General features: G+C 67.5%; 23 protein-coding genes and 1 tRNA gene. 15 read left to right on the top strand and 9 right to left on the bottom strand.

Annotation, left to right across the window (positions count from 1 at the left end):
• Positions 1-31: 31 nt before the first annotated feature.
• Positions 32-817, bottom strand: a complete 786-nt coding sequence (locus E3O32_RS02090; protein WP_134506511.1) for a GNAT family N-acetyltransferase — start codon at positions 815-817, stop codon at positions 32-34.
• A gap of 217 nt (positions 818-1,034) precedes the next feature.
• On the opposite strand from E3O32_RS02090, the gene E3O32_RS02085 reads away from it, so the two are divergent.
• From E3O32_RS02085 to E3O32_RS02075, 3 genes are all read left to right on the top strand, one after another.
• Positions 1,035-1,910, top strand: coding sequence for a bacteriorhodopsin-like (locus E3O32_RS02085; RefSeq protein ID WP_174776471.1), 876 nt, complete (start codon positions 1,035-1,037; stop codon positions 1,908-1,910).
• Positions 1,911-2,021: 111 nt separating this feature from the next.
• Positions 2,022-2,672, top strand: a complete 651-nt coding sequence (locus E3O32_RS02080; protein WP_134506509.1) for a SatD family protein — start codon at positions 2,022-2,024, stop codon at positions 2,670-2,672.
• Positions 2,669-3,478 carry a hypothetical protein gene (locus E3O32_RS02075; protein WP_134506507.1) on the top strand — a complete coding sequence of 270 codons (810 nt, stop codon included), beginning with the start codon at positions 2,669-2,671 and terminating at the stop codon, positions 3,476-3,478. Before E3O32_RS02080 ends, E3O32_RS02075 begins: the two co-directional genes overlap by 4 nt.
• Positions 3,479-3,523: 45 nt before the next feature.
• Here E3O32_RS02075 and E3O32_RS02070 read toward each other — a convergent pair whose 3' ends face one another.
• From E3O32_RS02070 to E3O32_RS02040, 7 genes are all read right to left on the bottom strand, one after another.
• Positions 3,524-3,940 (bottom strand): arsenate reductase ArsC, encoded by a 417-nt coding sequence (locus tag E3O32_RS02070; RefSeq protein WP_134506505.1) that lies wholly within the window; start codon positions 3,938-3,940, stop codon positions 3,524-3,526.
• 86 nt (positions 3,941-4,026) lie between these two features.
• The gene (locus E3O32_RS02065) at positions 4,027-4,998 is read right to left on the bottom strand and encodes a metalloregulator ArsR/SmtB family transcription factor (RefSeq protein WP_134506503.1); all 972 of its coding nucleotides are present in this window, start codon (positions 4,996-4,998) and stop codon (positions 4,027-4,029) included.
• A gap of 84 nt (positions 4,999-5,082) precedes the next feature.
• Positions 5,083-6,087, bottom strand: coding sequence for an NYN domain-containing protein (locus tag E3O32_RS02060; RefSeq protein ID WP_134506501.1), 1,005 nt, complete (start codon positions 6,085-6,087; stop codon positions 5,083-5,085).
• A 103-nt stretch (positions 6,088-6,190) separates the two neighbouring features.
• Positions 6,191-6,658 (bottom strand): PNPOx family protein, encoded by a 468-nt coding sequence (locus tag E3O32_RS02055; RefSeq protein ID WP_198413022.1) that lies wholly within the window; start codon positions 6,656-6,658, stop codon positions 6,191-6,193.
• A gap of 163 nt (positions 6,659-6,821) precedes the next feature.
• On the bottom strand, positions 6,822-7,523 hold the full coding sequence (locus E3O32_RS02050; protein ID WP_241974475.1) for a DUF2332 family protein: 702 nt from the start codon (positions 7,521-7,523) through the stop codon (positions 6,822-6,824).
• Between the two features lie 120 nt (positions 7,524-7,643).
• Positions 7,644-8,405: an SDR family oxidoreductase gene (locus tag E3O32_RS02045; RefSeq protein ID WP_134506499.1), complete on the bottom strand. Its 762-nt coding sequence runs from the start codon at positions 8,403-8,405 to the stop codon at positions 7,644-7,646.
• Between the two features lie 213 nt (positions 8,406-8,618).
• A tRNA-Leu gene (locus tag E3O32_RS02040) sits at positions 8,619-8,701 on the bottom strand.
• 116 nt (positions 8,702-8,817) lie between these two features.
• On the opposite strand from E3O32_RS02040, the gene E3O32_RS02035 reads away from it, so the two are divergent.
• Genes E3O32_RS02035 through mshC form a run of 3 tightly spaced genes read left to right on the top strand, consistent with a single transcriptional unit; the run spans position 8,818 to position 12,313 of the window.
• A complete protein-coding gene (locus E3O32_RS02035) occupies positions 8,818-10,143 on the top strand; it encodes a M20/M25/M40 family metallo-hydrolase (protein WP_134506497.1) in 1,326 nt (441 codons plus the stop codon).
• 18 nt (positions 10,144-10,161) lie between these two features.
• Entirely contained in the window at positions 10,162-11,016 is an 855-nt protein-coding gene (locus E3O32_RS02030) for an undecaprenyl-diphosphate phosphatase (protein WP_134506495.1), read from the top strand.
• A gap of 13 nt (positions 11,017-11,029) precedes the next feature.
• Positions 11,030-12,313 carry a cysteine--1-D-myo-inosityl 2-amino-2-deoxy-alpha-D-glucopyranoside ligase gene (mshC, locus tag E3O32_RS02025; RefSeq protein ID WP_134506493.1) on the top strand — a complete coding sequence of 428 codons (1,284 nt, stop codon included), beginning with the start codon at positions 11,030-11,032 and terminating at the stop codon, positions 12,311-12,313.
• Between the two features lie 99 nt (positions 12,314-12,412).
• On the opposite strand, the gene E3O32_RS02020 is transcribed toward mshC, so the two are convergent.
• Positions 12,413-13,366 (bottom strand): PAC2 family protein, encoded by a 954-nt coding sequence (locus tag E3O32_RS02020; RefSeq protein WP_241974466.1) that lies wholly within the window; start codon positions 13,364-13,366, stop codon positions 12,413-12,415.
• Between the two features lie 82 nt (positions 13,367-13,448).
• Here E3O32_RS02020 and E3O32_RS02015 point away from each other — a divergent pair, with 82 nt between their 5' ends.
• The 9 genes from E3O32_RS02015 (at position 13,449) to E3O32_RS01975 (ending at position 22,164) form a co-directional block, all read left to right on the top strand.
• Positions 13,449-14,198: an HAD family hydrolase gene (locus E3O32_RS02015; RefSeq protein WP_255455470.1), complete on the top strand. Its 750-nt coding sequence runs from the start codon at positions 13,449-13,451 to the stop codon at positions 14,196-14,198.
• Positions 14,195-15,202 carry a tRNA (adenine-N1)-methyltransferase gene (locus tag E3O32_RS02010; protein ID WP_134506489.1) on the top strand — a complete coding sequence of 336 codons (1,008 nt, stop codon included), beginning with the start codon at positions 14,195-14,197 and terminating at the stop codon, positions 15,200-15,202. Before E3O32_RS02015 ends, E3O32_RS02010 begins: the two co-directional genes overlap by 4 nt.
• Positions 15,203-15,297: 95 nt before the next feature.
• Positions 15,298-16,263, top strand: coding sequence for an FKBP-type peptidyl-prolyl cis-trans isomerase (locus tag E3O32_RS02005; RefSeq protein ID WP_134506487.1), 966 nt, complete (start codon positions 15,298-15,300; stop codon positions 16,261-16,263).
• A 37-nt stretch (positions 16,264-16,300) separates the two neighbouring features.
• Entirely contained in the window at positions 16,301-17,353 is a 1,053-nt protein-coding gene (locus E3O32_RS02000) for a helix-turn-helix transcriptional regulator (RefSeq protein ID WP_241974464.1), read from the top strand.
• On the top strand, positions 17,350-18,345 hold the full coding sequence (locus E3O32_RS01995) for a helix-turn-helix transcriptional regulator (protein WP_241974462.1): 996 nt from the start codon (positions 17,350-17,352) through the stop codon (positions 18,343-18,345). Before E3O32_RS02000 ends, E3O32_RS01995 begins: the two co-directional genes overlap by 4 nt.
• A 3-nt stretch (positions 18,346-18,348) precedes the next feature.
• Positions 18,349-18,693 (top strand): hypothetical protein, encoded by a 345-nt coding sequence (locus E3O32_RS01990; RefSeq protein WP_134506485.1) that lies wholly within the window; start codon positions 18,349-18,351, stop codon positions 18,691-18,693.
• Positions 18,686-18,910, top strand: coding sequence for a Sec-independent protein translocase subunit TatA (gene tatA, locus E3O32_RS01985; RefSeq protein WP_134506483.1), 225 nt, complete (start codon positions 18,686-18,688; stop codon positions 18,908-18,910). The genes E3O32_RS01990 and tatA overlap by 8 nt, the downstream gene beginning before the upstream one ends.
• Positions 18,911-18,957: 47 nt before the next feature.
• Positions 18,958-19,710 carry a twin-arginine translocase subunit TatC gene (tatC, locus tag E3O32_RS01980; RefSeq protein ID WP_134506899.1) on the top strand — a complete coding sequence of 251 codons (753 nt, stop codon included), beginning with the start codon at positions 18,958-18,960 and terminating at the stop codon, positions 19,708-19,710.
• Between the two features lie 9 nt (positions 19,711-19,719).
• Positions 19,720-22,164 carry a DEAD/DEAH box helicase gene (locus tag E3O32_RS01975; RefSeq protein ID WP_134506481.1) on the top strand — a complete coding sequence of 815 codons (2,445 nt, stop codon included), beginning with the start codon at positions 19,720-19,722 and terminating at the stop codon, positions 22,162-22,164.
• Positions 22,165-22,171: the final 7 nt, after the last annotated feature.

Raw genomic sequence — 22,171 nt, 5'->3', positions numbered from 1 at the left:
AGAGTACAGGCTTGCCTCCCTGATGCCGAGGTCAGCGCGTCCAGTTGTAGGGCGTGGTCGTCGACACCCTGATCAGGCCGGAACGTTCGAGGATGGGACGCGAATCCTCGGTCGAGTCGCTGTGCACGAGTCTCTTGCCCGAGGCGAGGGCGGACACGGCCCGAGCTGCCGTCACCGCACGGTAGATGCCTCGGCCTCGGTAGGCCTTGAGGGTGGCGCCACCCCAGATGCCGGCGAAGTCGGTGCCGGGCACCGGCTCGAGTCGGCCCCCGCAGACCATCCGGCCATCCGCCTCGGCCACCCAGAGCTCCATGCCGTCGTGGCGGGCGAGGCGCCTGAGCAACGCGTCAGCCATGCGAGTGTCGACACTCTCACCGAACGCCTCGTCCGCCATCGCACTCATGGCACGCACCTCCACCTCGGCGGCGACTCGCCGCACGGTGACACCGTCCGGCACGGGGGCATCCGTGCACAGGCCTTCGAGCGGACCGATCATGATCGATTCGGCTTCCTCCGGCTCGAACCCGTTCTGCAGCAGTATTCCGTGCAATCCGGGCGCGTGGTCGTGGCCCCGGGTCTTCCATTCGACGCGGGTGATCTGTGGGTCCGCACGGTAGTGATCGAGGGCACCCGCGACCAGCTCGGCCAGCGAGCCGTCTGCCTGGCCGAGATCCCGGTAGGTGACAAAGCCGCGACCGCCGGCGAACGTCACGAGGCGCAACGCTCCCAGCCGGGTGACGCTGAGGGCGCCGGGCGTTTCCGCGTCGGTTCGAAGCTGGTCATCGTAGGCCTGGAGGTATTCCGCGGAGCTGGTCATCGAGTTCATGCTGGCAGCTCCAGGACCCCGCCGCAACGTCGTCGGACTGGAAACCCTGGCGGGTCGGGAGCTCTTCGATGTGTGAGGGGGTGCATCCAAGAGGGCAACGGATCGAGAAGTAATTGTCACAAGAGACGTCGATCTCACTCAATCCGATTCGCTGAGGACAAGTTCACACCGCGCCGCTCGACGATCGTTTCGCTACCCGGAGGACACCGTGATACCCGATTCGCTGACCCAGTCCCAGTACGACACCGTCTACAACATCTTCTCCCTCGTGATCGCTGCGCAGCTCTTCGCGTCGATCTTCATGCTGGTCAGCCTCACCCGCGTGCTGCCGAGGTACCGGCAGGCGATGACCGTGGCGGCGATCGTCTGCGGCATTGCCGCATACCACTACTTCCGCATCTTCGACTCGTTCAAGGCCGCCTTCGTGACAGACGCCGTCGGAGGGCGCGGGGACTACCTGCAGGTCGCCGGCGCCGGCTTCAACGAGGGCTACCGCTATGTCGACTGGCTGCTGACCGTGCCGCTGCTCCTCCTCGAACTGATCGCAGTGCTCGCCCTTGCCCGTCGAGTGCAGACGAGTCTCCTCACCCGACTCATCCCGGCATCGGCCCTGATGATCGCGCTCGGGTACCCCGGTGAGATCACCGGGGACAACGGTCTTCGCGGCCTGTTCGGCCTGCTCTCCACCATCCCGTTCGCGTACATTTTGTACGTGCTCTTCGTCGAATTGACCCGCTCGCTCGACCGTCAGCCGGCGAGCGTGCGCAGGACTATCAGCCAGCTCCGCCTGCTCCTCCTCCTGACCTGGGGCGTCTACCCGATCGCCTACCTCCTGCCGTTGCTTGGTCTCGACGGGGCGGATGCCTGGGTCGGGAAACAGCTCGGCTACTCGATCGCCGACATCCTCGCCAAGGCGCTCTACGGCCTGATCATCTACCGGATCGCCCGGATGAAGTCGTTCGCAGACGACGACTCGTTCGCCGCCAGGGAGCTGTCGGTGGACGAGGCTCGCGAGGTGCGGGCTGGAGCGCCCCGGAGCAGCGTGCCTTCGCCCAAGTCGGCGCGGGCCCGCGACGCCGAATAGGAGTGTCGCGGACGTTCGTGTCGGCCGAATCCCCGGTGACGCCCAGTGCGCAGTGCGTTTTGCATAAGTTCCAATCTTATAAGGACTGAGAATAAGGTATACGCTTATGCTATGAACACCACATCCGATTCATGGGCCGTGATCGTCGACGTCTCGAAGTCTCGCTCGCACGTTGACCGGCGTGCGCTGCAACAGGAGATTCAGGATTCCTTCGGCCGGGTCAACGGGATCATCGCGGCACGCCAGCCGCTCGCGGCTACGATCGGCGACGAATTCCAGGCCGTGTACTCCTCCCTCGGAGACGCGACCCGGGCGACCCTCCTTTCTCGGCTCTGCCTGCCCGACGGCGTGGACTGCCGCTTCGGCATCGGCAGAGGCGAGGTGACCACGATCGGCTCCGGTGTCGCTGGTCTGGTGCAGGATGGTTCCGCGTGGTGGTCCGCGAGGGAGGCGATCGATGAGGCGCGACGACATGAGTACTCGAAACTCAGCTTTGTGCGCACCTGGTTTCGTGCGGCCTCAGAGACCGGAACTCCCGACGAGGCTCTCGTGAACGCCTACCTTCTTGCACGGGACCACATCGTCGGGTCGATGAACCCGCGCGCCCGCCGGCTGCTGCTGGGTCACCTACTCGGCGCGACGCAGGGCGACCTCGCCGAGCAGGAAGGGATCACCCAGTCGGCGGTGTCTCAGAACCTGAACCGCAATGGTGCCAACGCACTCCTGGCGAGTGAAGCCCTTCTGCTGGAGGTCGAGCGGTGATCCTGCTCGCCGTCCTCCTCGGATCCCTCGGTGTCGCCGATCTCGCGCGAGCCCGTTCGGGAAGCAGACGACGCCTGTGGCTCGCGGCATCGGTGGGCATCGCGTCGTTCGTGCTCGCAGCGACCGGCAGCGGCCAGGAGTGGTGGTGGTCGCTCATCGCAGTGGTCGCGGTCATCGGCTGGCTGGTCTCCACGGGCGAGTCGGACGGCAGTCACAGAGCCGGATTCTGGGCAGTGGGGGTGTTGGCGGCGACCGCGATCGTCGCGTTCATCTGGGGTCCGGAGCTCTCCCGACCCAGCGGCGTGCTCCCCGGCTGGTACGCCGCGCTGCCCTATGCGTCACTCCACGCGGTGTCGTTCACCTCATTCGCCCTCGTCGTGGGCGGAGCACTCTTCCTGATCGAGACGTCAAACGTCATCGTACGGCTCGCGCTGCACGGCGAGAGGTCGACGAGCGTCGCCCCCGCCCCGTCCGCGGCCAGTCGCCCGGGCACACGTGGCCGGTCCTGGCGGCGGCCTCCATCGCGCACTTCCGCTGCCGACGCGCCGACAGCGGTCGTCGTCGAGCTGAAGGGAGGCCGCTTCATCGGCCCGCTCGAGCGCGTTTTCCTGCTCGCCCTCGTGCTCGCGGGAGCATTCACGGCGATAGCGGCGATCGTCGCGGCGAAAGGCATCATCCGCTTTCCCGAGATATCGAGAGACCCGGGCGGCTCGAAGGCCGAGTATTTTCTCGTGGGCAGTTTCGCCAGCTGGGCACTGGTGGCTTTTGTGGTGATGCTGATCCTGCTGGGCCCGGCGACGACATAAGGGCCTGACTCATATTCCGTTGATATCAGTCATGCACTAATGCGGTCAGTCTGCGGGCAGGACAGGGAGGATCTCGGCGAGCAGGGCTTGGATGCGCGCCTTGATCTCGTCGCGGATTGGGCGCACGGACTCGATGCCCTGGCCGGCCGGGTCGGCGAGTTCCCAGTCCTCGTAGCGCTTGCCCGGGAAGATCGGGCAGGTGTCGCCGCAGCCCATGGTGATCACGACATCCGATTCCTTGACGGCCTCGGTGGTGAGGATCTTCGGCACGTTATGGGCGATATCGATACCCTCCTCGGCCATGGCCTCGATCGCGACGGGATTGATCTGGTCCTTGGGCGCTGACCCGGCGGAGAGCACCTCGACCTGGCCCTGGGACAGGGCGGTCATGTAGCCGGCTGCCATCTGCGAGCGGCCGGCGTTGTGGACACAGACGAAGAGAACGGTGGGCTTGTCGGTCATGGGTGAGTCCTTCGGTCGGAGATGACTAAAAGCATAGACGAGCATCTATGGATCGCGCACCGCGGGACGGAAAGTTCAGCTGCCGTTCAGTCTGGCGCCCTCCGTTGGATCTCTGCCAGCAGGCCCCGGACGCGCAGACTGATGTCGTCGCGAACGGCCCGCACGCCGGACAGGGGGAGTCCGACGGGGTCGGCCAGGTCCCAGTCCAGGTAGCGCCGACCCGGGTAGACCGGGCACGCGTCTCCGCAACCCATGGTGATCACGTAGTCGGCGGCGCGGATGACCTCGTCGGTGAGCGGCTTGGGGTACTCGCCCGCGAGGGGAATGCCGATCTCGTCCAGCGCGCGAACCACGAGCGGGTTCACGAACTCCGACGGCTGGGAACCGGCGGTCCGCACGCGCACCTGCTCCCCGGCCAGGGATCGAAGGATCGCCGACGCCATCTGGGAACGCCCGGCGTTCTGCACGCAGACGAACAATATCTCGGGCGCGTCGTCGGTGACCCGGTTCTCAACGGCGGCGAGGGCTTGGAGTCGGTCGCCGGCGAATCTGCTGGTGAGCGACGGCAGAAAGCGGGTGAGGCGGGCCCGCTCGGCCAGAAGGGCGTAGCTCTCTGTGACGTAGCGGTCAATCGTCTCCGGCGAGAACACCCCGCGGAATCGGACTGCGAGGTCGTCGGCGATGCGGTGCAGCACTGCGGGTGCCGGCGGAACTGGCTCCGCGCCCCCGTCCGCGAGCAGCACCTCGGCTACCTCTGCCTGCCGGCCCGGCGCGATGGAATACCAGACCACCCGGCCGTCCTTCTCGCGCTCCAGGAGGCCCTCGTCGACCATGACTCGCATGTGGTGGCTGACGGTCGGCTGTCGGAGTCCGAGTTCGGTGGCGAGCCGGCCGACGAGGGCGCGCCCACCGGGACTGTCGACGACCAGGCCGAGCAGTCGCACCCGGGTCGGGTCGGCCAGGACCTTCAGCCGACGGGCGATGCCCTGTGCGGCATCCCCGCCCGCCACCCGTGACGCGGCGAGCCGGCCGTCGGTGTCGCGAGCGGGAATGGGCATGCTGGTGAGTCTAATCGGGGCGGTTTGCGCCGACCCGGTTCGAGGGTGGCGCGATCGGCGCCCTCAATCGTGCCGAATCGAGGCCTAGCGTGGACTTTCTGCCTCAGGACGCAGCCGGATGAGCCGCTGAGGGCCGTCCTCCTGCAGCTCGGCCAGATCGCCGCGCGAGGCGAGGAAATCGGTGAAGGAACGGAAGCCGAGCGGCTTCTCGTTGAAGGCGGGGTCCATCCGGCGCATCTGGTTCTTGATCGTGCCCGTGTTGAGCCACTCGTCGGCGTCGGCCTTGGCGTGACCGATCTTCAGCGCGCGCACGAGGAGCTCCGTCGCCTGTGTCTGCGGGTCGATGTCGTCGCCGGTCTCCGGCTCGTCGAACTGCGCATCCTCGGTGTGCGAGAACATGGGAATCGTCGTGAGCTTGCGGGCCTTGCTGGGTGCCGGTTCTGGAGCCGTTTCGGCGGGTTCAGCGGCCTTCCTGGTCGCCTTGGGCCTCTCCACTGCCTCGGCGGCGGACTTGTCGACTCCGGGCAGCGAGGAGTAGTCCTCGAACTCGTCGCACGCGGCCGCAAGCGAGGTGCTCGTCGAACCCGCGACACCGATGCCGACCACGAAACGGCCGAGGCGCTTCGACTTCTGGGCGAGGGCGATGTAGTCGGAGTCCCCGGCGATGATGATCACGTGGGTGAGGTCCGGCAGTCGGAAGAGGTCTTCGACCACGTCGACGGCCAGACGGATGTCGGCCCCGTTCTTGGTTCCGCGGGTGGTCGTGGTGAACAACTGGGTCAGGTCCACCGCCCGGGACATGAGCTGGCGCTGGTAGCTCGCATTGACGGGAACCGACCAGTCGGCGTATGCGCGGTTGACGACCAGGGTGCCGAATGATGCGGCAAAGTCGATGATGGCGTTGAAGTCGACTGTCGCGGCGGCGAGCTTCGCCGCGATCTCAGGGTCGGCATCCCGGCTGGACTTGTCGAAATCGCGGATGCCGTCGCGCTGGAAGGCGTTGCGCCCGTGCAACTGCTGATAGCGAGAGATGACGATGTTGTCGAAGTCGATGTAGAGGCCGACGCGTGCGTCGTTGGGTTCAGTCATGGGGAGCTCCTCAGCCGCGGGCGGAAGACTCAGTAGCGATCCGGTACCTCTAGTCTGCTGCGAGCAACGTCGCGAAGGCAACTCGGGGGCGCCGGGTGAGCGCTCACTCGGCATCGCGGATCTGGAACACCGGGAAGTCGGCTGCAATGGCCTCGAACGCCGCGACCGGCTCCGACTGATCGACCGGAATGTGCGGCCGGGCCCCGGGAGCCTGCGCCAGGTAGGCCTTGAGAATCGGCGCGCGAGCATCCGCTCGCACCTCGTCAAGCAGCACCGGTCGCCTGCGCCCCGCGTGGATGACGGCGTTTCCGTTCGCGGCCCGCACATTGCGCACCCATCGTGAACCCTGTCCCAGCATCGAGACCGCGTACTCATTCCCGTCAAAGCGGGCGATCACGAGCGGCAGGGTGAGCAGGGTGCGCGACTTCGGGTTGACAGTCTCGATGCTCACAGCGCCGTGGCCGACGATGCCGAGCGAGAACACCATCGAGCTGATCCGGTTCAGAAAACGCGCCCACCGGTTCGGGCGGCCGCCGGCGTACATGCGCCGTAGGGAGTCTTCACGAATCATGGCCGGTCGTCCCGGGGCTGAGAGCGGGTGATGTGGATGAATTCGGGCATGAGCGGTGAACCTCTCCAGCGTTGACGGCTGACACCCGTCCCGCGGCTGCGCCGCAGAGCCGGCCGGCCGACAGGCCGATGTTAGCATTCGCGCGCCACAGCGCAGAGTGGCGCTATGTCGTAGGGAGCGCACGGTAGTACTGGCCGTGCCGTGCGGTGAGCGCCACCGGAACGCCGTTCTTCGCGAGCACAAAATCGCCGTTCACCGCGATCCCAGTGGGGAGTTGCGCAGCCAGTTCGGGGAGCACGGCTACGCCCTCATTGCTCAACCAAACGGCATCGAGGGCTGACACCTGGTCGACGAAGCGGTCGCGGTCCTCCACCTCGAGGTAGGCCAGGACCGCACTGTGGAAGACCACGAGGGTGGCGTCGCCAGGTGCCTGTGCCGCACGGTTGGCCACCTCGGCGTTCAAATCACCGGCCACCAGCAGAGGAGGATCCTGGGCAACGATTCGCGCCGCCGCACGGAGTCGAGCTCGGCGCTCATCATGTTCGGGCCAGACCAATGCTTCGAGCCAGTTGAGGCTGTCGATATCGGTGACATCGATCGGGTTGAGGTCCACTCCACCTCGCCAGACCACATCCGGCAATCCGATTGGCACGTCAAGCGCTCCTCTCAGATCGCAGTCGACGACGACGGAGCTCGGGCCATCCTTCAAAGACGAGATTGGCTTGCTGCTTGGGTCGGGGCAGGTGTGCGATGAGGGATCGAACCTCCACGTCCCCGGCAATTCCCAGAGCCCAGTCTTCGAAGATGGCTGAGCTGCCGCGGGCTTCGAGCGCCGCAAAGCGACCGTAGTAGTCGGCAACAGCATCCATGCCCCCAAGGTTAGCGGGAGAGGCACCGCCGCCATCCCACCCGAATCAGAGGTCAGGAATCACCCCTTGATCGGGATCTCTACGAGAGCGACTGACAGGAGCAATCCGCACCTGGTCTAGCGGCCTCCCGCTACGTCCAGAATGCTTCCGGTGCAGTAGCTTGCGTCGTCGCCGAGTAGCCAGACGATCGCAGCAGCGACTTCCGCAGGATGTCCGGCTCGCTTCATCGGAATGGTGTGGGCCATGTCCGTCGCCCGGTCCGGGCGACCGTTTCGTCCGTGCATTTCCGTGTCGATGACTCCGGGCCGAACGACGTTCACGCGGACGCCCTCATCTGCGACTTCACGTGACAAACCAATGCCGAGAGTGTCGATTGCCCCTTTCGATGCGGCGTAGTCCACGTACTCACCTGGTGCCCCCAGCCGACTGGCCGTTGAGGAGACCAAGACGATGCTGCCACCCGCACCGCCATGAAGAGTGGACATCCGCCGCACTGCATGGCCGCAGCCTAGGACGGGGCCCACTACGTTGACCGCGAGTAGTTCTCTTATGCGTGAAGCGGTGAGCTCATCGACTCTCGACTGCGAGGCTGCGAGTCCGGCGTTGGCGACGAACGCCGTGACCGTGCCGAGCCTGTCTGCGGCCTCGAATATCGCCGCTATGTCCTGCTCGTTCGCCATGTCTGCGCGGATGAAGGACGCGAGACCGCCTCTGGCGTGAATCGTCTCGACGACTTTGACGGCTGCTTGCTCATCGTATTGATAGGTGAGGAGCACTGACCAGCCGGCGTGTGCCGCCGCAATCGCGGTGGCGGAACCGATTCCACGACTCCCGCCGGTAATGACTGCTAGACCGCGTGCCCCTGGTTCCGTGTGCATCCCGCCAGTATGCGCTCATACCCGATGCCAGGATACGAACCTCGAACGCCGCGGAACACACCTGCCCGGGCGTTCATCATGGAACACGAGTGGCACTCGGTGATCGCGAGGGGTCTCGGCACCTGGTTTTGGGCAAAAAAAGCCGGACAACCGATATCGGTTGTCCGGCCTATTTCCCAAACGGAAGTCCGGAATACTGCGAACCTCTCTCTGTGCCCGAGGGGGGACTTGAACCCCCACGCCCATAAGGGCACTAGCACCTCAAGCTAGCGCGTCTGCCATTCCGCCACCCGGGCTGGTGCTTCGGCTGCCGTTGTCCGGCCGCCGAATAGATAATCTAGCACGGATTTCAGGGACCTCAGGCCGCGCCCGCCGTCCCCGGTATCGGGCACGGCCCGGTAGCGTGAAGGCCATGCTTTCCTCCGCTGAGAACACCCCGGCTGACGCCCGTCTGGACCTGACGGCCGAGATCGCCCGCGACCTCATCCGTTTCGACACGACCAACTACGGGGAGGGCCGTTCCAACGGCGAGACGGATGCCGCGGAGTACGTCGCCGCCAACCTCCGCGCCCTCGGCCTCGCCCCGCAGCTGTTCGACTCCGAACCGGGCCGCACGAGTGTCGTCGCCCGTGTTCCCGGTCTCGATTCGAGCCGGGGGGCCCTCGTGGTGCACGGTCATCTCGACGTCGTCCCCGCCGACCCTGAGGCGTGGTCGGTGGACCCGTTCGAGGGCGTCATCAAGGACGGCCTGCTCTGGGGCCGCGGAGCCGTGGACATGAAGAACATGGACGCGATGATCCTCGCCGCACTGCAGGACATCCTCGGTTCAGGCCGGCAGCCGGCCCGGGACCTGGTCGTGGCCTTCTTCGCCGACGAGGAGGCCGGGGGAGTGCTCGGTTCGCACTACCTGGTCGACACGCATCCGGAACTCTTCACGGGGGCAACAGAGGCGATCAGCGAGGTCGGCGGTTACTCGATCACCCTCGGCGGCCAGCGCGCCTATCTGCTGCAAACGGGTGAGAAAGCTCTCATCTGGATCAAGCTCATCGCGCGCGGCGAGGCGGCCCACGGATCCCGCCTGATCCACGCCAACGCGGTCACCCGGCTGGCCGAGGCCGTGGCCAGGGTGGGCAGGCGCGAATGGCCGATCCGGCTCACCGACACCACCAGCGCGCTGCTGGCCGAACTGGCCAGGGTGCTCGGCGTCGACCCGCAGCGCGTCGGCCCCGACGAACTGGCCCTGGCCACCGGCACGGCGTCCGGCTTCATCCAGGCCAGCCTGCGCACCACGACGAATCCAACTGTTCTGCACGCCGGCTATAAGCACAACGTGATCCCCGACCGAGCGGAGGCGCTCATCGACATCCGCACCCTCCCCGGCGACGAGGACAAGGTGCTGGCCGAGGTGGCCGAGCTCGTGGGGCCCGACATCGAAATCGTCATCATGCACCGCGACATCGGCCTGGAAACCGAGTTCGGCGGACCGCTGGTCGACGCCGTCGTCGATACGCTCGGTCGGCACGACCCGGGCGCGCCCGTGCTGCCGTACCTGCTCTCCGCGGGAACCGACAACAAAGCGCTCAGCACACTGGGCATCAAAGGCTACGGGTTCGCCCCGCTGAGACTCCCAGCAGATCTTGATTTTCCGGCCATGTTCCACGGAGTCGACGAGCGGGTCCCGCTCGACGCGTTAGTGTTTGGCAGGCAGGTCCTGACCGATCTGCTTTCGAACTACTGACAGCGAAGCGAGCGGCACGTGAATCTCATCAACGCGATCATCCTCGGCCTCGTCCAGGGGCTGACCGAGTTCCTCCCGGTCTCCTCGAGCGCCCACATCCGCATCGTGGGCGAGTTCCTCGGCACCGGGGCCGACCCGGGGTCGCGGTTCACCGCGATCATCCAGATCGGCACCGAGGCCGCCGTCGTGCTCTTCTTCTGGCGCGACATCGTGCGCATCATCGGCCAGTGGTTCCGCTCACTCCTCGGCAAGGTGCCGCGCACCGACCCGGATGCCCGGATGGGCTGGCTGATCATCTTCGGCTCCCTGCCGATCATCGTTCTCGGGCTGCTCTTCCAGGACCAGATCGAGTCCTCGCTCCGCAACCTCTGGATCACCGCGACCGTGCTGATCGTCTTCGGCATCCTGCTCGGCATCGCCGACTACGTCGGCGCCAAGAAGCGCCGGCTCAAGGACATCACCGTCCGCCACGGCGTCGTCTACGGTTTCGCCCAGGCCCTCGCACTCATCCCCGGGGTGTCCCGCTCCGGCGGCACGATCACCGCCGGGCTGTTCATGGGCTACGAGCGGCGCGCCGCCGCCCGGTACGCCTTCCTGCTCGCCATCCCCGCGGTCCTGGGCAGTGGTTTCTACCAGATGTACAAGTCGATCGCGAAGCCCTGCCTCCCCGCCGCGACCAATTGCACCCCCGAGATCTTCGGCCCGTTCGAAACCCTTGTCGCCACGGTCATCGCCTTCGTCGTCGCCCTGTTCGTGATCGGGTTCTTCATGAACTACATCTCCAAGCGCAGCTTCCTCCCGTTCGTGATCTACCGGATCGCGCTCGGCCTCGCCCTGTTCGGCCTGCTGGCCACCAACACCATCGCCGCCTAGTTAGGCTGGTTCAATGCGCGCCTGGCAACGACCCGAGATCCCGCAACTCCCCGGCCAGTCGAGCGCACCGTGGCTGTACGACACGGCCACGGAGACCCTCGTGGAAGCGAAGCCGTCCGCTGCGGCCCGGCTCTACGTCTGCGGCATCACCCCGTACGACGCGACCCACCTCGGCCATGCGGCGACCTACCTGGCCTTCGACACGCTTCAGCGGGTCTGGCTCGACGCCGGCTACCGGGTCCACTACGCCCAGAACGTCACCGACGTCGACGACCCGCTGCTCGAACGCGCGACCGCGACCGGCGTCGACTGGCGCGAACTCGCCGCGTCCCAGGTCGAACTCTTCCGCGCCGACATGGAGGCGCTGGCGATCATCCCGCCGAACGACTACGTCGCCGTCACCGAAGTGATCGATGAGATCGCGGCGGCCGTGGCGCAGCTGTGGGATGCCGGGATCGCCTACGCGGTACCCACCAGCGATTCCATTGTCGACACCACCAGGTTCGGCACGATCGGATCCGCCGGTTCGGACATCTACTTCGACATCGCGGCGGCGGAACGCCTGGCACCGTGGACCCTCGGCGAGGAGAGCAACCTGGCCCGGCCCGAGATGCTCGCCCTGTCGGCGGAGCGTGGGGGAGACCCCGAGCGCCCGGGCAAACGAGACCCGCTCGACCCGCTGCTCTGGCGCGCCGCGCGGGCCGGCGAACCGTCCTGGCCTTCGTCGGTCGGCGCAGGGCGGCCCGGCTGGCACATCGAATGCTCCGTGATCGCGCTCAAGGAACTCGGCACGGACTTCACGGTGCAGGGCGGCGGCAGCGATCTGGTCTTCCCGCACCACGACATGAGCGCCGGGCACGCTGCGGCGCTCTCCGGGCATCCGCTCGCCGGGGTGTACAGCCACACGGGAATGGTCGCCTACCAGGGCGAGAAGATGAGCAAGTCCCTCGGCAATCTGGTGCTCGTCTCCCGGCTCCGAGCCGCCGGAGTCGACCCGCGGGCCATCCGGCTCGCCCTGCTCGCCCAGCACTATCGCAGCGACTGGGAATGGACCGACGCGCACCTGGACGCCGCGGCCACCCGGCTGACGGAGTGGACCGCCGCCTTCGGCAGTGGAGCCCGACCCGGTCCGGTGGATGCCCGCGCGGTCATCGACGAGCTCCGTGCTGCGCTGGTCGCCGACCTCGGCACCCCGGGTGCCCTCGCTGTGCTCGACGCCGCCGCGGCCGCCGAGGCCGTCGACAATCCGGCATCGGTGGCCCTGGCCGTGGACGCGCTGCTCGGCGTGGCACTCTAGCCTGACTTCACCGGCCTGACTTCACCGGCCTGACTTCTCCGGCCTGACTTCTCCGGCCTGGCCCGGCAGGCTCGCCGGCTCCGCCCGGCCGCCGTCGGCTCAGGGCTGGCGGGGTCCCTCGGGGCCCGGCCGTCCGTCGGCTCGACCATCCGCGCGGCCGTCCCGTCCGTCGCCGCGTTTGCGGAGGTACTTCTCGAACTCCTGGGCGATCGCCTCGCCGCTGGCCTCCGGGGAATCGACGGTGTCCCTGGCCTGCTCCAGCTGGGCGATGTACGCCGCCATCTCCTCGTCCTCGCCCGCGAGCACATCGATCCCGCTCTGCCACTCCGCGGCCTCGTTGACGAGGTCACCCCGCGGGATGACCACATCGATGATCTCCTCGAGCTTGTCGATCAGGGCCAGCATGGCCTTGGGCGACGGCGCATTGTGCACGTAGTGCGGCACGGATGCCCAGATCGACAGGGTGGGGATGCCCAACGCCTCGGCGGCGATCGCGAGCACACTGAGGATGCCGACCGGGCCCTCGTAGGAGCTGCGTTCGATCTGCAGCTCGGCCCGAACCTGCGGGTTGTCACTGGACACGAAGATCGAGATCGGCCGGGTGTGCGGCACGTCCGCGAGCATCGCGCCGAGGAACACGATCCCGCCCACGTCCGCGGCCAGGGCCGCGTCCAGGATCTCCGACGCGAAGCTCTTCCAACTGCGCGAGGGCTCCGTGCCGAGGAGCAGGTAGATGTTCCCGGCGTTCGTGCCGCTCACCCGCAACTGGGCATCGACGGCCAGCGGTACGGCTGACTCACCGGGGCTGGTCGGCCCGTACATGATCGCGCTCGGCCACTCGAGCACCCGGATGCCGTCCTCGCCGGTGGAGATGGTCGGACGGTTGAACTGGTAGTCGAAGTAGGTCTCGGGGTCGATCTCCGCGAGGGGGGACACGTCGAGCAGGCCCTTCAGGGTGCCCACCGCGCCGGTGGCGGCCTCGCCCGCGTCGTTCCAGCCCTCGAACGCCACCACTAGGAGTCGTTCGCTGAGGAATCCGTTGGAGTCTGTCACTGCCTGAAACCTCGATCCCGGGGGCGCGCCACCCGGCGCACCATCAGTCAAGGATAGGCCGTGCCCTCTACACTTGGACTCCGTGCACCCGATCCGACCCGAATCCCTCCTGCCTGCGGCCGTGCTCTGGGACATGGACGGGACGATCGTCGACTCGGAGCCGTACTGGATGCGCGCCGAGACCGAACTCGTCGAATCCTTCGGCGGCGTCTGGACGCACAGCGACGGCATGCTGCTCGTAGGCTCCGGCCTGTGGGGGTCCGCTTCGATCCTGCAGGGCCGCGGGGTCGACCTGGACGCCGACGCGATCGTCAACTGGCTCACCGACCGGGTCCAGGAACTCCTGCGCGACTTCGGCCCGCCGTGGCGCCCGGGAGCCCTGCCTCTGCTCACCGAACTCAAGAGCGCCGGCGTGCCGATGGCGCTCGTCACCATGTCCACCGAACGGATGGCCCGCCAGGTCGCCGACCTGGTCGGGTTCGCCGCCTTCGACACGATCGTCGCGGGCGACATGGTCACCAACAGCAAGCCGCACCCTGAGGCCTATCTCTCCGCGGCCGGGCACCTGGGCGTCGACCCGGTCCGGTGCATCGCCGTCGAGGACTCCCTGCCGGGGATCGCCGCGGCCGTCGCCTCCGGCGCGGTCGTCATCGGAGTGCCCCACCTGATCCCCCTCCCGGAAAGCGCCCACTACGATCTGTGGCCGTCCCTTTCCGGGCGGTCCCTGGCGGGCTTCACCGCCGTGTTCGGCGAGCGGCGCGGCCGCCCCGGACGCACACCGATTCAGCCCGATTCCGAATCGGCCGACAATGAGGACGTAAGCAACGCATGAGCGACAACCAGGTCATCCAGAACAGCGGACCGTTCAGGATCGGCGACCGGGTGCAGCTGACCGGCCCCAAGAACAAGCTGAACACGATCACGCTCGAACCGGGCAAGGTCTTCCACACCCATCGGGGCATCCTCGCCCACGATGACATCATCGGGCTTCCGGACGGGTCAGTCGTCACCAACAACGTCGGTGTCGAACATCTCGCCCTGCGCCCGCTCCTGATCGATTTCGTCATGTCCATGCCCCGCGGTGCCGCCATCATCTATCCGAAGGACGCGGCACAGATCCTCGCGCAGGCCGACATCTTCCCGGGCGCCACCGTCGTCGAAGCGGGCGTCGGTTCCGGCGCGCTCTCGATCTGGCTGCTCCGGGCGATCGGCCCAGCCGGCCGGCTCGCCTCCTTTGAACGCCGCGCGGAGTTCGCCGATGTGGCCAGGGACAACGTGGCCACGTTCCTCGGCGCCGACCCGGAGAATTGGTCGATCACGCTCGGCGACCTGGCCGACACACTGCCGGAGACGATGCCAGACCAGAGCGTCGACCGGGTCGTGCTCGACATGCTCGCCCCGTGGGAGTGCCTCGAGGTCGTGTCCGCCGCCCTCAAGCCCGGCGGAGTGCTGCTCTGCTACGTGGCCACGGTGACCCAGCTCTCGCGGGTGGCGGAAGCCATCCGTGCGACCGGCCAGTACACGAACCCCGACTCGCACGAGACCATGGTGCGCGGCTGGCATGTCGAGGGGCTCGCCGTGCGTCCCGACCACCGGATGATCGGCCACACCGGTTTCCTGATCACCGCCAGGCGGCTCGCGCCCGACACCATCCTTCCCGAGCTCAAACGCCGCCCGTCGAAGACGGACTTCTCCGACGCCGACGTGGAAGCCTGGACGCCCGGCGCTCTCGGCGAACGCAACATCAGCCCCAAGGTGATGCGCAAGAGGGTGCGGATCGCTGAGACCGGGGCGGCCCTCTCCAAGGCGCGCAACCTGGCCGGCGACGAACTGTAAGTCCGGCCGGCCCGACGCCGGTTAGGATTGGCTCCGGCCTCGATTCGCCGCCCAATTCCCCGCACCATTTGGACTTCCCCGAGAAATGAGAACCCGTGCGTAGAGCTCCTGCACTCGTCGCAACCGCAGCGCTGCTGATGACCGTCCTCAGCGGTTGCAGCGCCGGAGCCTCCGCCGGGTCCTGCCAGTCTCCGGTCACGGACGGCGCCGCCGCCAGGCTGGTCACAGTCACCGGCAAGGCCGGCAGCGCCCCCACGGTCGACTTCCCGACACCGCTGAAGACGAAGACGACCCAGCGCAGCGAGATCCTCCCCGGCACCGAAGCCGGCCTCGTCCCCGGACAGCAGGTCAAGATCGAACTGTCCGTCTACAACGGCACCTCGGGCAAGGTCATCACCGAGAGTAAGTACGACGCCTCCAGCGCCACCACCTTCGTGCTCAACGACAAGACGATCAAGGGCCTCGCCGAGGGCCTCCAGTGCGCGCAGGTCGGTTCACGGGTCGCCGTGGTCGTCTCGCCCGACGACGCATTCGGACCCCAGGGCGGCAACGCGCAGATCGGCGTCGGCAAAGACGACAGCCTGGTCTTCGTCATCGACGTGGTCAAGTCCTACCTGCCGCGGGCGAACGGCACGGACCAGCCCGTCGCGAACGGCCTGCCCGGGGTAGTGCTCGCTGCGGACGGCACGCCAGGCATCACCATCCCCTCCGGCGCCGCGCCGAAGAAACAGCAGATCGGCGTGCTCAAGAAGGGCTCCGGCCCGAAGGTGGCCGAGGGCGACACGGTGACCCTGCACTACACGGGCGTGCTCTGGTCCGAGAAGACCGTGTTCGACTCCAGTTGGGCCAAGGGCGGACCGGTGCAGTTCATCGCCGCGGACGGGTCCAAAACCCAGGGCGGCATCATCCCCGGGTTCGCGAAGGCCCTCATCGGCCAGACCGTCGGCTCGCAGGTCGTCACGGTGATCCCTCCGGATCAGGGCTACGGCGACACCGCCCAGGCCTCGATCCCGGCCGGCTCGACGCTCGTCTTCGTCGCCGACATCCTCGGGATCGGCTAGGCGGGAGGCGCAGGCGGCGGTTCGCTAGACTCGCACCGTGTCCACCATCCCCGACAAGCCCAGCCGCGTTTCGGTCGAAGAACGCCTGTTCAGCCTCGTTCTGGCGCTCATCGCCACCGAGATCGGTCTGACCAAGGCGGAGATCCTCTCCACCGTTCAGGGCTACCGGCAGCGCTATGCCGTCGGTGGGGACAACGCCAGCCTTGAACGGCAGTTCGAGCGAGACAAGGACGACATCCGGGAACTGGGAATCCCGCTGGAAACGGTGGAGCCGCCCGACGACCCGGGCAGCAACCACCACCTGCGCTACCGGATTCCCAAGGGCCTGTACGAGCTGCCCGCCGACGTGAGCTTCTCCGCTGACGAACTCATGCTGCTGAAGCTTGCCGCCACGGTCTGGCGGGAGGGTTCGCTGTCCGGGGAATCACGCCGGGCACTGACCAAACTCAACTCGCTCGGCATCGATTCGACGGACCCGGTGCTCGGCTACTCGCCGACGCTGCGCGTGCGGGACGCGTCCTTCGAACCGCTGAGCAAGGCGATGGACCGTGGGCAGATCGTCGCATTCCAATATCTGAAGCCGGGGGAGGGCCTGCCACGCCGCCGCCGGGTTGCCCCGCAGGCTGTCGTGCTCCACGAGGGACGCTGGCACCTGTTCGGCACGGACGAGGATGCCCAGGCCACCCGCACGTTCCTCCTCTCCCGAATCGTCGGCCCGGTGGTGACCGTGCCGGGGGCGACGTTCGTGCCCGGCGGCGCAGGCAAAGGCCAGGAGGCCCTGGCCGAACTCGACGCCCTCTGGAGGGCGAACCTGGCCGAGATCACGGTCGAGCCGGGCAGCGATGCGGCGGTGCGGCTCTCCAAACGCCAGGCCGTCGAGCCGGGCCGAGACCCGGGCGAATCGACCGTGGCACTCCATTACACCGACCTCGACATCCTGGCCGATGAGCTCGCAGGCTACGGCCCTGAGGTGCTCGTTCGCTCCCCGTCCGCGCTCCGGACCGCAGTCCTGGCCCGGCTGATCCGGGTGAGGGACGCGCATGCCGATGCGTTCCTGGAATCCGATGCCGAGAAGGAAGGCACCGAGTGAACGCCGGACCTGCCCTTGGGGCCTCAGACAAGCTGACCTTCCTCCTGTCGCTTGTGCCGTACCTGATGGATCACGAGAGCGTCAGTGTGAGCAAGGTCGCCGCACACTTCGGGGTGTCCCCGGAGCGCGTACGAGACGCGGTGAACCTGATCGCGATGTCGGGCATCCCCGGGGAGACTCGGCAGTACCTGCACGGCGACCTGTTCGACATCCACTGGGATGAATTCGAGACCAACGACAACATCGTGCTCACCCATCTGGTGGCGATCGACGACTCACCCCGCTTCTCCGCCCGAGAGGCCGCAGCGCTGATCGCCGGCCTGCAGTACCTGTCGTCGCTGCCCGAGAACGCGGACGTCGAGGCCATCGCCTCGCTGATGGCCAAGCTCACGCGCAGCGCCTCGGCGACTCCCAGCCAGGTGGTGGTGTCCAGCACCGAACCCGGAGAAGCGATCGCACTGATCAAGGCGGCAGTGGCGCGCGGGGTGCAGATCGAATTCGACTACCTGAGTTCCCGGGGCGGTCACGAGGCGCGGCACGTCGATCCGATGCGGATCGAGTCCGTCGACCGGGACTGGTATCTGCGCGGCTGGTGTCATCTGCGCGGCGCCATGCGCACCTTCCGGCTCGACCGGATGAGCGGCCTCCGGGTCACGGATGTCCCCGCCGGCTCGGGGTCCGCCGGTTCCCTTCCCGACACCCTGTTCCAGGGTTCGGACTCCGACCTCGAGGTCGTCGTGGAGCTGCCGGCCGCCGCGGTGCCGCTCCTCGCCGACTACGCGCCGCAGAGCGCCGGCCCCGACGCGGCGGACGGACTCGTGCGGCAGAGCATCCGGGTGGCCCACTTCCACGGGCTGAAGAGAATCGTCGCCGGACTTTCCAGCCTGGTCACCGTCATCGGACCACCCGAAGCGCGGGCACTCACCCGGGACTGGGCCGCTGCGGGCGCGGCGCGCTACGACGAAGCCGTCCCCGGCGACAGGGAGGGATAGCCGATGGCCTGGTGGAGCTGGGTCCTGCTCTGGACCGGCCTGGTCCTGGTCCTGCTCGGGATGCTGGCCTGGTTCGGCCAGGTGCTCTTCCGAAAGGCCGTGCGCACGATGGAGGCGCTCGAAGCCCTCGCCGAGCAGGTCGCGGGACTCGAGCTCGCCCCGGAGGCCCCGCCGCGGCCGCGGTTCCGGCCCGCCGTGTTCGAGGAGACGGCCGACGTTCTCCTCGCCGTCGAACTGGGGCGCGCCGAGCGCCGGCACCGCCGCCAGCTCCGTCGGGATCGCTTGGTTGCCCGAGGTAAACTGTTGCAGCACGCCCCTTCCAACCAGAGGACGGACTCCCATGCTTAACAACCTGACCGGATGGCATTTCCTGATCATCCTCGTCATTGTTCTCCTGCTCTTCGGCGCGCCCAAGCTTCCGGCTCTCGCACGCAGCCTCGGCCAGTCGATGAAGATCTTCAAGAGTGAGATCAAGAGCGACAAGCCGGACGACGAGACCACCGGAACGACGGGCACCGACTCCTCGAAGGCCGCCGGCCCCGCCGACCCAAGCTCGAAGTCATAACCCACGTGCCAGGGCGCACTCCTCGGCGCGAGGCCGCCGACGGGAAGATGTCGCTCGGGCAGCACCTGCTCGAGCTGCGGAAGCGTCTCTTCCTTGCGGCGGCCGGCATCCTGGTCGGCGCCATCGTCGGGTGGTTCCTGTCCGACTTCGTCTGGGATGCCCTGCGCGAACCGATCTACACGATCGCCACCGCCCAGAAGCGCAGCGCCCAGCTCAACTACCCCGACATCACCTCCGCCTTCGACCTCAAGCTGAAGATCTCCTTCTATGTCGGCCTGGTCGTCTCAAGCCCGATGTGGCTCTACCAGGTCTTCGCCTTCCTCGTGCCCGGGCTCACCCGCACCGAGAAACGGTACACGTTCGGCTTCTTCTTCACCGCCGTCCCCCTGTTCCTCGCCGGCTGCGCCGCCGGTTTCTACGTGCTTCCGCACGTGGTCGAGCTGATGACGAGCTTCGCGCCGGCCCAGGACGCCGCCCTGGTCACCGCGCAGAGCTACTTTGATTTCGTGTTGAAACTCGTCGTCGCGATCGGGGTGGCGTTCGTGCTGCCCGTGTTCATCGTGCTGCTCAACTTCGCCGGCGTCATCAGCGCCCAGTCGATCATCAAGTCCTGGCGGGTGGCCATCCTCGTGATCATCCTGTTCACCGCCATCGCGACCCCGGCTGCAGACGTGGTGTCGATGTTCCTCCTGGCCATCCCGATGGTGGTGCTCTACTTCGCCGCCTACGGTGTCGCCTTCCTGCATGACCGGCGCGCCGCCCGGCGCAACCGTGCCTTCGAACAGGAGCTGGCGCTTTAGGCGCATCCGATGACCTCACTGCAGTCGCCGGCCGAACGCTACTCGGCCTCCAGAACCCGCGCCAAGGCTCCGAAACTCGAATCGTTCCGGGCCGGCCTCCGTTTCGAACTGGATGCGTTCCAGCTGGCCGCCTGCGCCTCGCTCGAGGCCGGCAACAGCGTGCTGGTCGCGGCCCCGACCGGCGCGGGCAAGACCCTGATCGCGGAGTTCGCGATCTACCTGGCCATGCAGGGGACCTCCCAGAAGGTCTTCTACACGGCTCCGATGAAGGCACTGAGCAACCAGAAGTTCCAGGAACTGGTCGCCGAATACGGCGCTGACCAGGTCGGGCTGCTGACCGGGGACACCAACGTGAACCCCCAGGCCCGCGTCGTGGTGATGACCACCGAAGTGCTGCGCAACATGCTCTACGCAGACTCCGACCTGCTCACGAACCTGGCCTTCGTCGTGATGGACGAGGTGCATTACCTCGCCGACAGGTTCCGCGGGGCGGTCTGGGAGGAAGTCATCATCCACCTCCCGCAGAACGTGCGGATGGTCTCCCTGAGCGCAACGGTCTCCAACGCCGAGGAATTCGGCGACTGGCTCCAGGCCGTGCGCGGAGAGACCGACGTGATCGTCTCCGAGGAACGGCCGGTGCCGCTCGAGCAGCACGTCCTCGTCAAGAGCAAGATGCTCGACCTGTTCGACTCCACCGGCCCGGCCGGAACCCATCAGGTGAACCCCGAGCTGGTGCGGCAGGCGCAGGCCGGTGGGCGCGGGGTGGCCGTCCGGTCCGGCGGCGGCCGGCGGGGGAGTGACCGCGACCGGAATCCCCGGCAGTCCTCCTTCGATGCCGGACGCATGGATCGCTCCGAGATCGTGCGGCTGCTCGAGGGCAAGCACCTCCTGCCGGCGATCTTCTTCATCTTCAGCCGGGTCGGTTGCGACCAGGCCGTGCGCCAGGTGCTGCGGGCCGGGGTGAGGCTCACGGATGCCCGGGAGCGTGAAGAGATCCGTCAGATCGTCGACGAGCGCTGCCGCACCCTGCTTGACGAGGACCTCGGCGTGCTCGGCTACTTCGAGTGGCTCGACGGCCTCGAACGCGGCGTCGCCGCGCACCACGCGGGGATGCTGCCGGCCTTCAAGGAGGTCGTCGAGGAGCTCTTCCAGAAGAAGCTCGTCAAGGCCGTCTTCGCCACCGAGACCCTGGCCCTCGGCATCAACATGCCCGCCCGCACCGTGGTCCTTGACAAGCTCGAGAAGTTCAACGGCGAGGCCCGGGTGCCGATCACTCCGGGGGAGTACACCCAGCTGACCGGCCGCGCCGGCCGGCGCGGCATCGACGTGGAGGGCCACTCGGTCATCCAGTGGGCCCCGGGCCTGGATCCGCAGGCGGTCGCCTCGCTGGCGTCGCGGCGCACCTACCCGCTCAACTCCAGCTTCAAGCCCACCTACAACATGGCCGTCAACCTGATCGACCAGTTCGGGCGGGAGCGCACCCGGGACGTGCTCGAGTCGTCGTTCGCCCAGTTCCAGGCCGACCGGGCCGTCGTCGACATGGCCCGCAAGGTGCGCCAGCAGGAGGAATCCCTGGCCGGCTTCGCCGGGTCGATGGTGTGCCACCTGGGCGACTTCACCGAGTACTCCGCCATCCGACGCAAACTCACCGATGTGGAGCGGGAGAGCGTGACCGGCGAGACCGGTGCCAGGGCCGCCCGGGAGCGGCGCCAGCGTGAACTGACCAGCCTGCGCAAGCGCATGCGCGCGCACCCCTGCCACAGCTGCCCCGACCGGGAGCAGCACGCGAGGTGGGCGCAACGCTGGTGGAAGCTGAAGCGGGAGACGGATGCGCTCACCCAGCAGATCACGACCCGCACCGGCGCCGTCGCGCGGGTGTTCGACCGCGTCACCGACGTTCTCCTCGGCTACGGCTACCTGCTGGAGGACGCGGACGGCGCCGTCACACTCAGCGAGAGCGGACTGATCCTCCGGCGAATCTACGCGGACCGGGACCTGCTCGTTGCTGAGTCGCTGCGCCGCGGCCTGTGGAACGACCTGGACCCGGCCGGCCTGGCCGCCATGGCGTGCGCGCTGGTCTTCGAGCCGCGCCGGGACGGGGGGATGATCGACGAACGCTACCTGCCGAAGGGAGCGTTCCGACCGGCCCTCGACCAGACCGAGGAGCTGTGGAGCCGTCTCGACGACCTCGAGCGGGACAACAAGCTCCCCGGCAGCAATCCGCTGGCGGTCGGCCTCAGCCTGGCCATGTGGAAATGGGCGCGTGCCGGTTCCCTCGTCGACGTCCTGGACGAGGCGGAGATGGCCGCCGGGGACTTCGTGCGCTGGACCAAGCAGACCATCGATCTGCTCGACCAGCTGTCGGTGGTGGCCGACGGGCCGGTCGGGCGCACCGCCCGGCAGGCCATGGACGCGATCCGCCGCGGCATCGTGGCCTATTCGTCCGTCGCTTAGGCTGTTG

It is taken from the genome of Cryobacterium mannosilyticum (genome assembly GCF_004402705.1).
GTDB lineage: Bacteria > Actinomycetota > Actinomycetes > Actinomycetales > Microbacteriaceae > Cryobacterium > Cryobacterium mannosilyticum.
This window is presented reverse-complemented; position numbering and strand designations above follow the sequence as displayed.

Coding starts and splice junctions, on each gene's coding strand:
- E3O32_RS02090 (WP_134506511.1), bottom strand. CDS start 817: ATGACCAGCTCCGCGGAATACCTCCAGGCCTACGATGACCAGCTTCGA.
- E3O32_RS02080 (WP_134506509.1), top strand. CDS start 2,022: ATGAACACCACATCCGATTCATGGGCCGTGATCGTCGACGTCTCGAAG.
- E3O32_RS02070 (WP_134506505.1), bottom strand. CDS start 3,940: ATGACCGACAAGCCCACCGTTCTCTTCGTCTGTGTCCACAACGCCGGC.
- E3O32_RS02065 (WP_134506503.1), bottom strand. CDS start 4,998: ATGCCCATTCCCGCTCGCGACACCGACGGCCGGCTCGCCGCGTCACGG.
- E3O32_RS02060 (WP_134506501.1), bottom strand. CDS start 6,087: ATGACTGAACCCAACGACGCACGCGTCGGCCTCTACATCGACTTCGAC.
- E3O32_RS02055 (WP_198413022.1), bottom strand. CDS start 6,658: ATGATTCGTGAAGACTCCCTACGGCGCATGTACGCCGGCGGCCGCCCG.
- E3O32_RS02050 (WP_241974475.1), bottom strand. CDS start 7,523: ATGCTGTTGCCGACTACTACGGTCGCTTTGCGGCGCTCGAAGCCCGCG.
- E3O32_RS02045 (WP_134506499.1), bottom strand. CDS start 8,405: ATGCACACGGAACCAGGGGCACGCGGTCTAGCAGTCATTACCGGCGGG.
- E3O32_RS02035 (WP_134506497.1), top strand. CDS start 8,818: ATGCTTTCCTCCGCTGAGAACACCCCGGCTGACGCCCGTCTGGACCTG.
- mshC (WP_134506493.1), top strand. CDS start 11,030: ATGCGCGCCTGGCAACGACCCGAGATCCCGCAACTCCCCGGCCAGTCG.
- E3O32_RS02010 (WP_134506489.1), top strand. CDS start 14,195: ATGAGCGACAACCAGGTCATCCAGAACAGCGGACCGTTCAGGATCGGC.
- E3O32_RS01990 (WP_134506485.1), top strand. CDS start 18,349: ATGGCCTGGTGGAGCTGGGTCCTGCTCTGGACCGGCCTGGTCCTGGTC.
- tatA (WP_134506483.1), top strand. CDS start 18,686: ATGCTTAACAACCTGACCGGATGGCATTTCCTGATCATCCTCGTCATT.
- tatC (WP_134506899.1), top strand. CDS start 18,958: ATGTCGCTCGGGCAGCACCTGCTCGAGCTGCGGAAGCGTCTCTTCCTT.
- E3O32_RS01975 (WP_134506481.1), top strand. CDS start 19,720: ATGACCTCACTGCAGTCGCCGGCCGAACGCTACTCGGCCTCCAGAACC.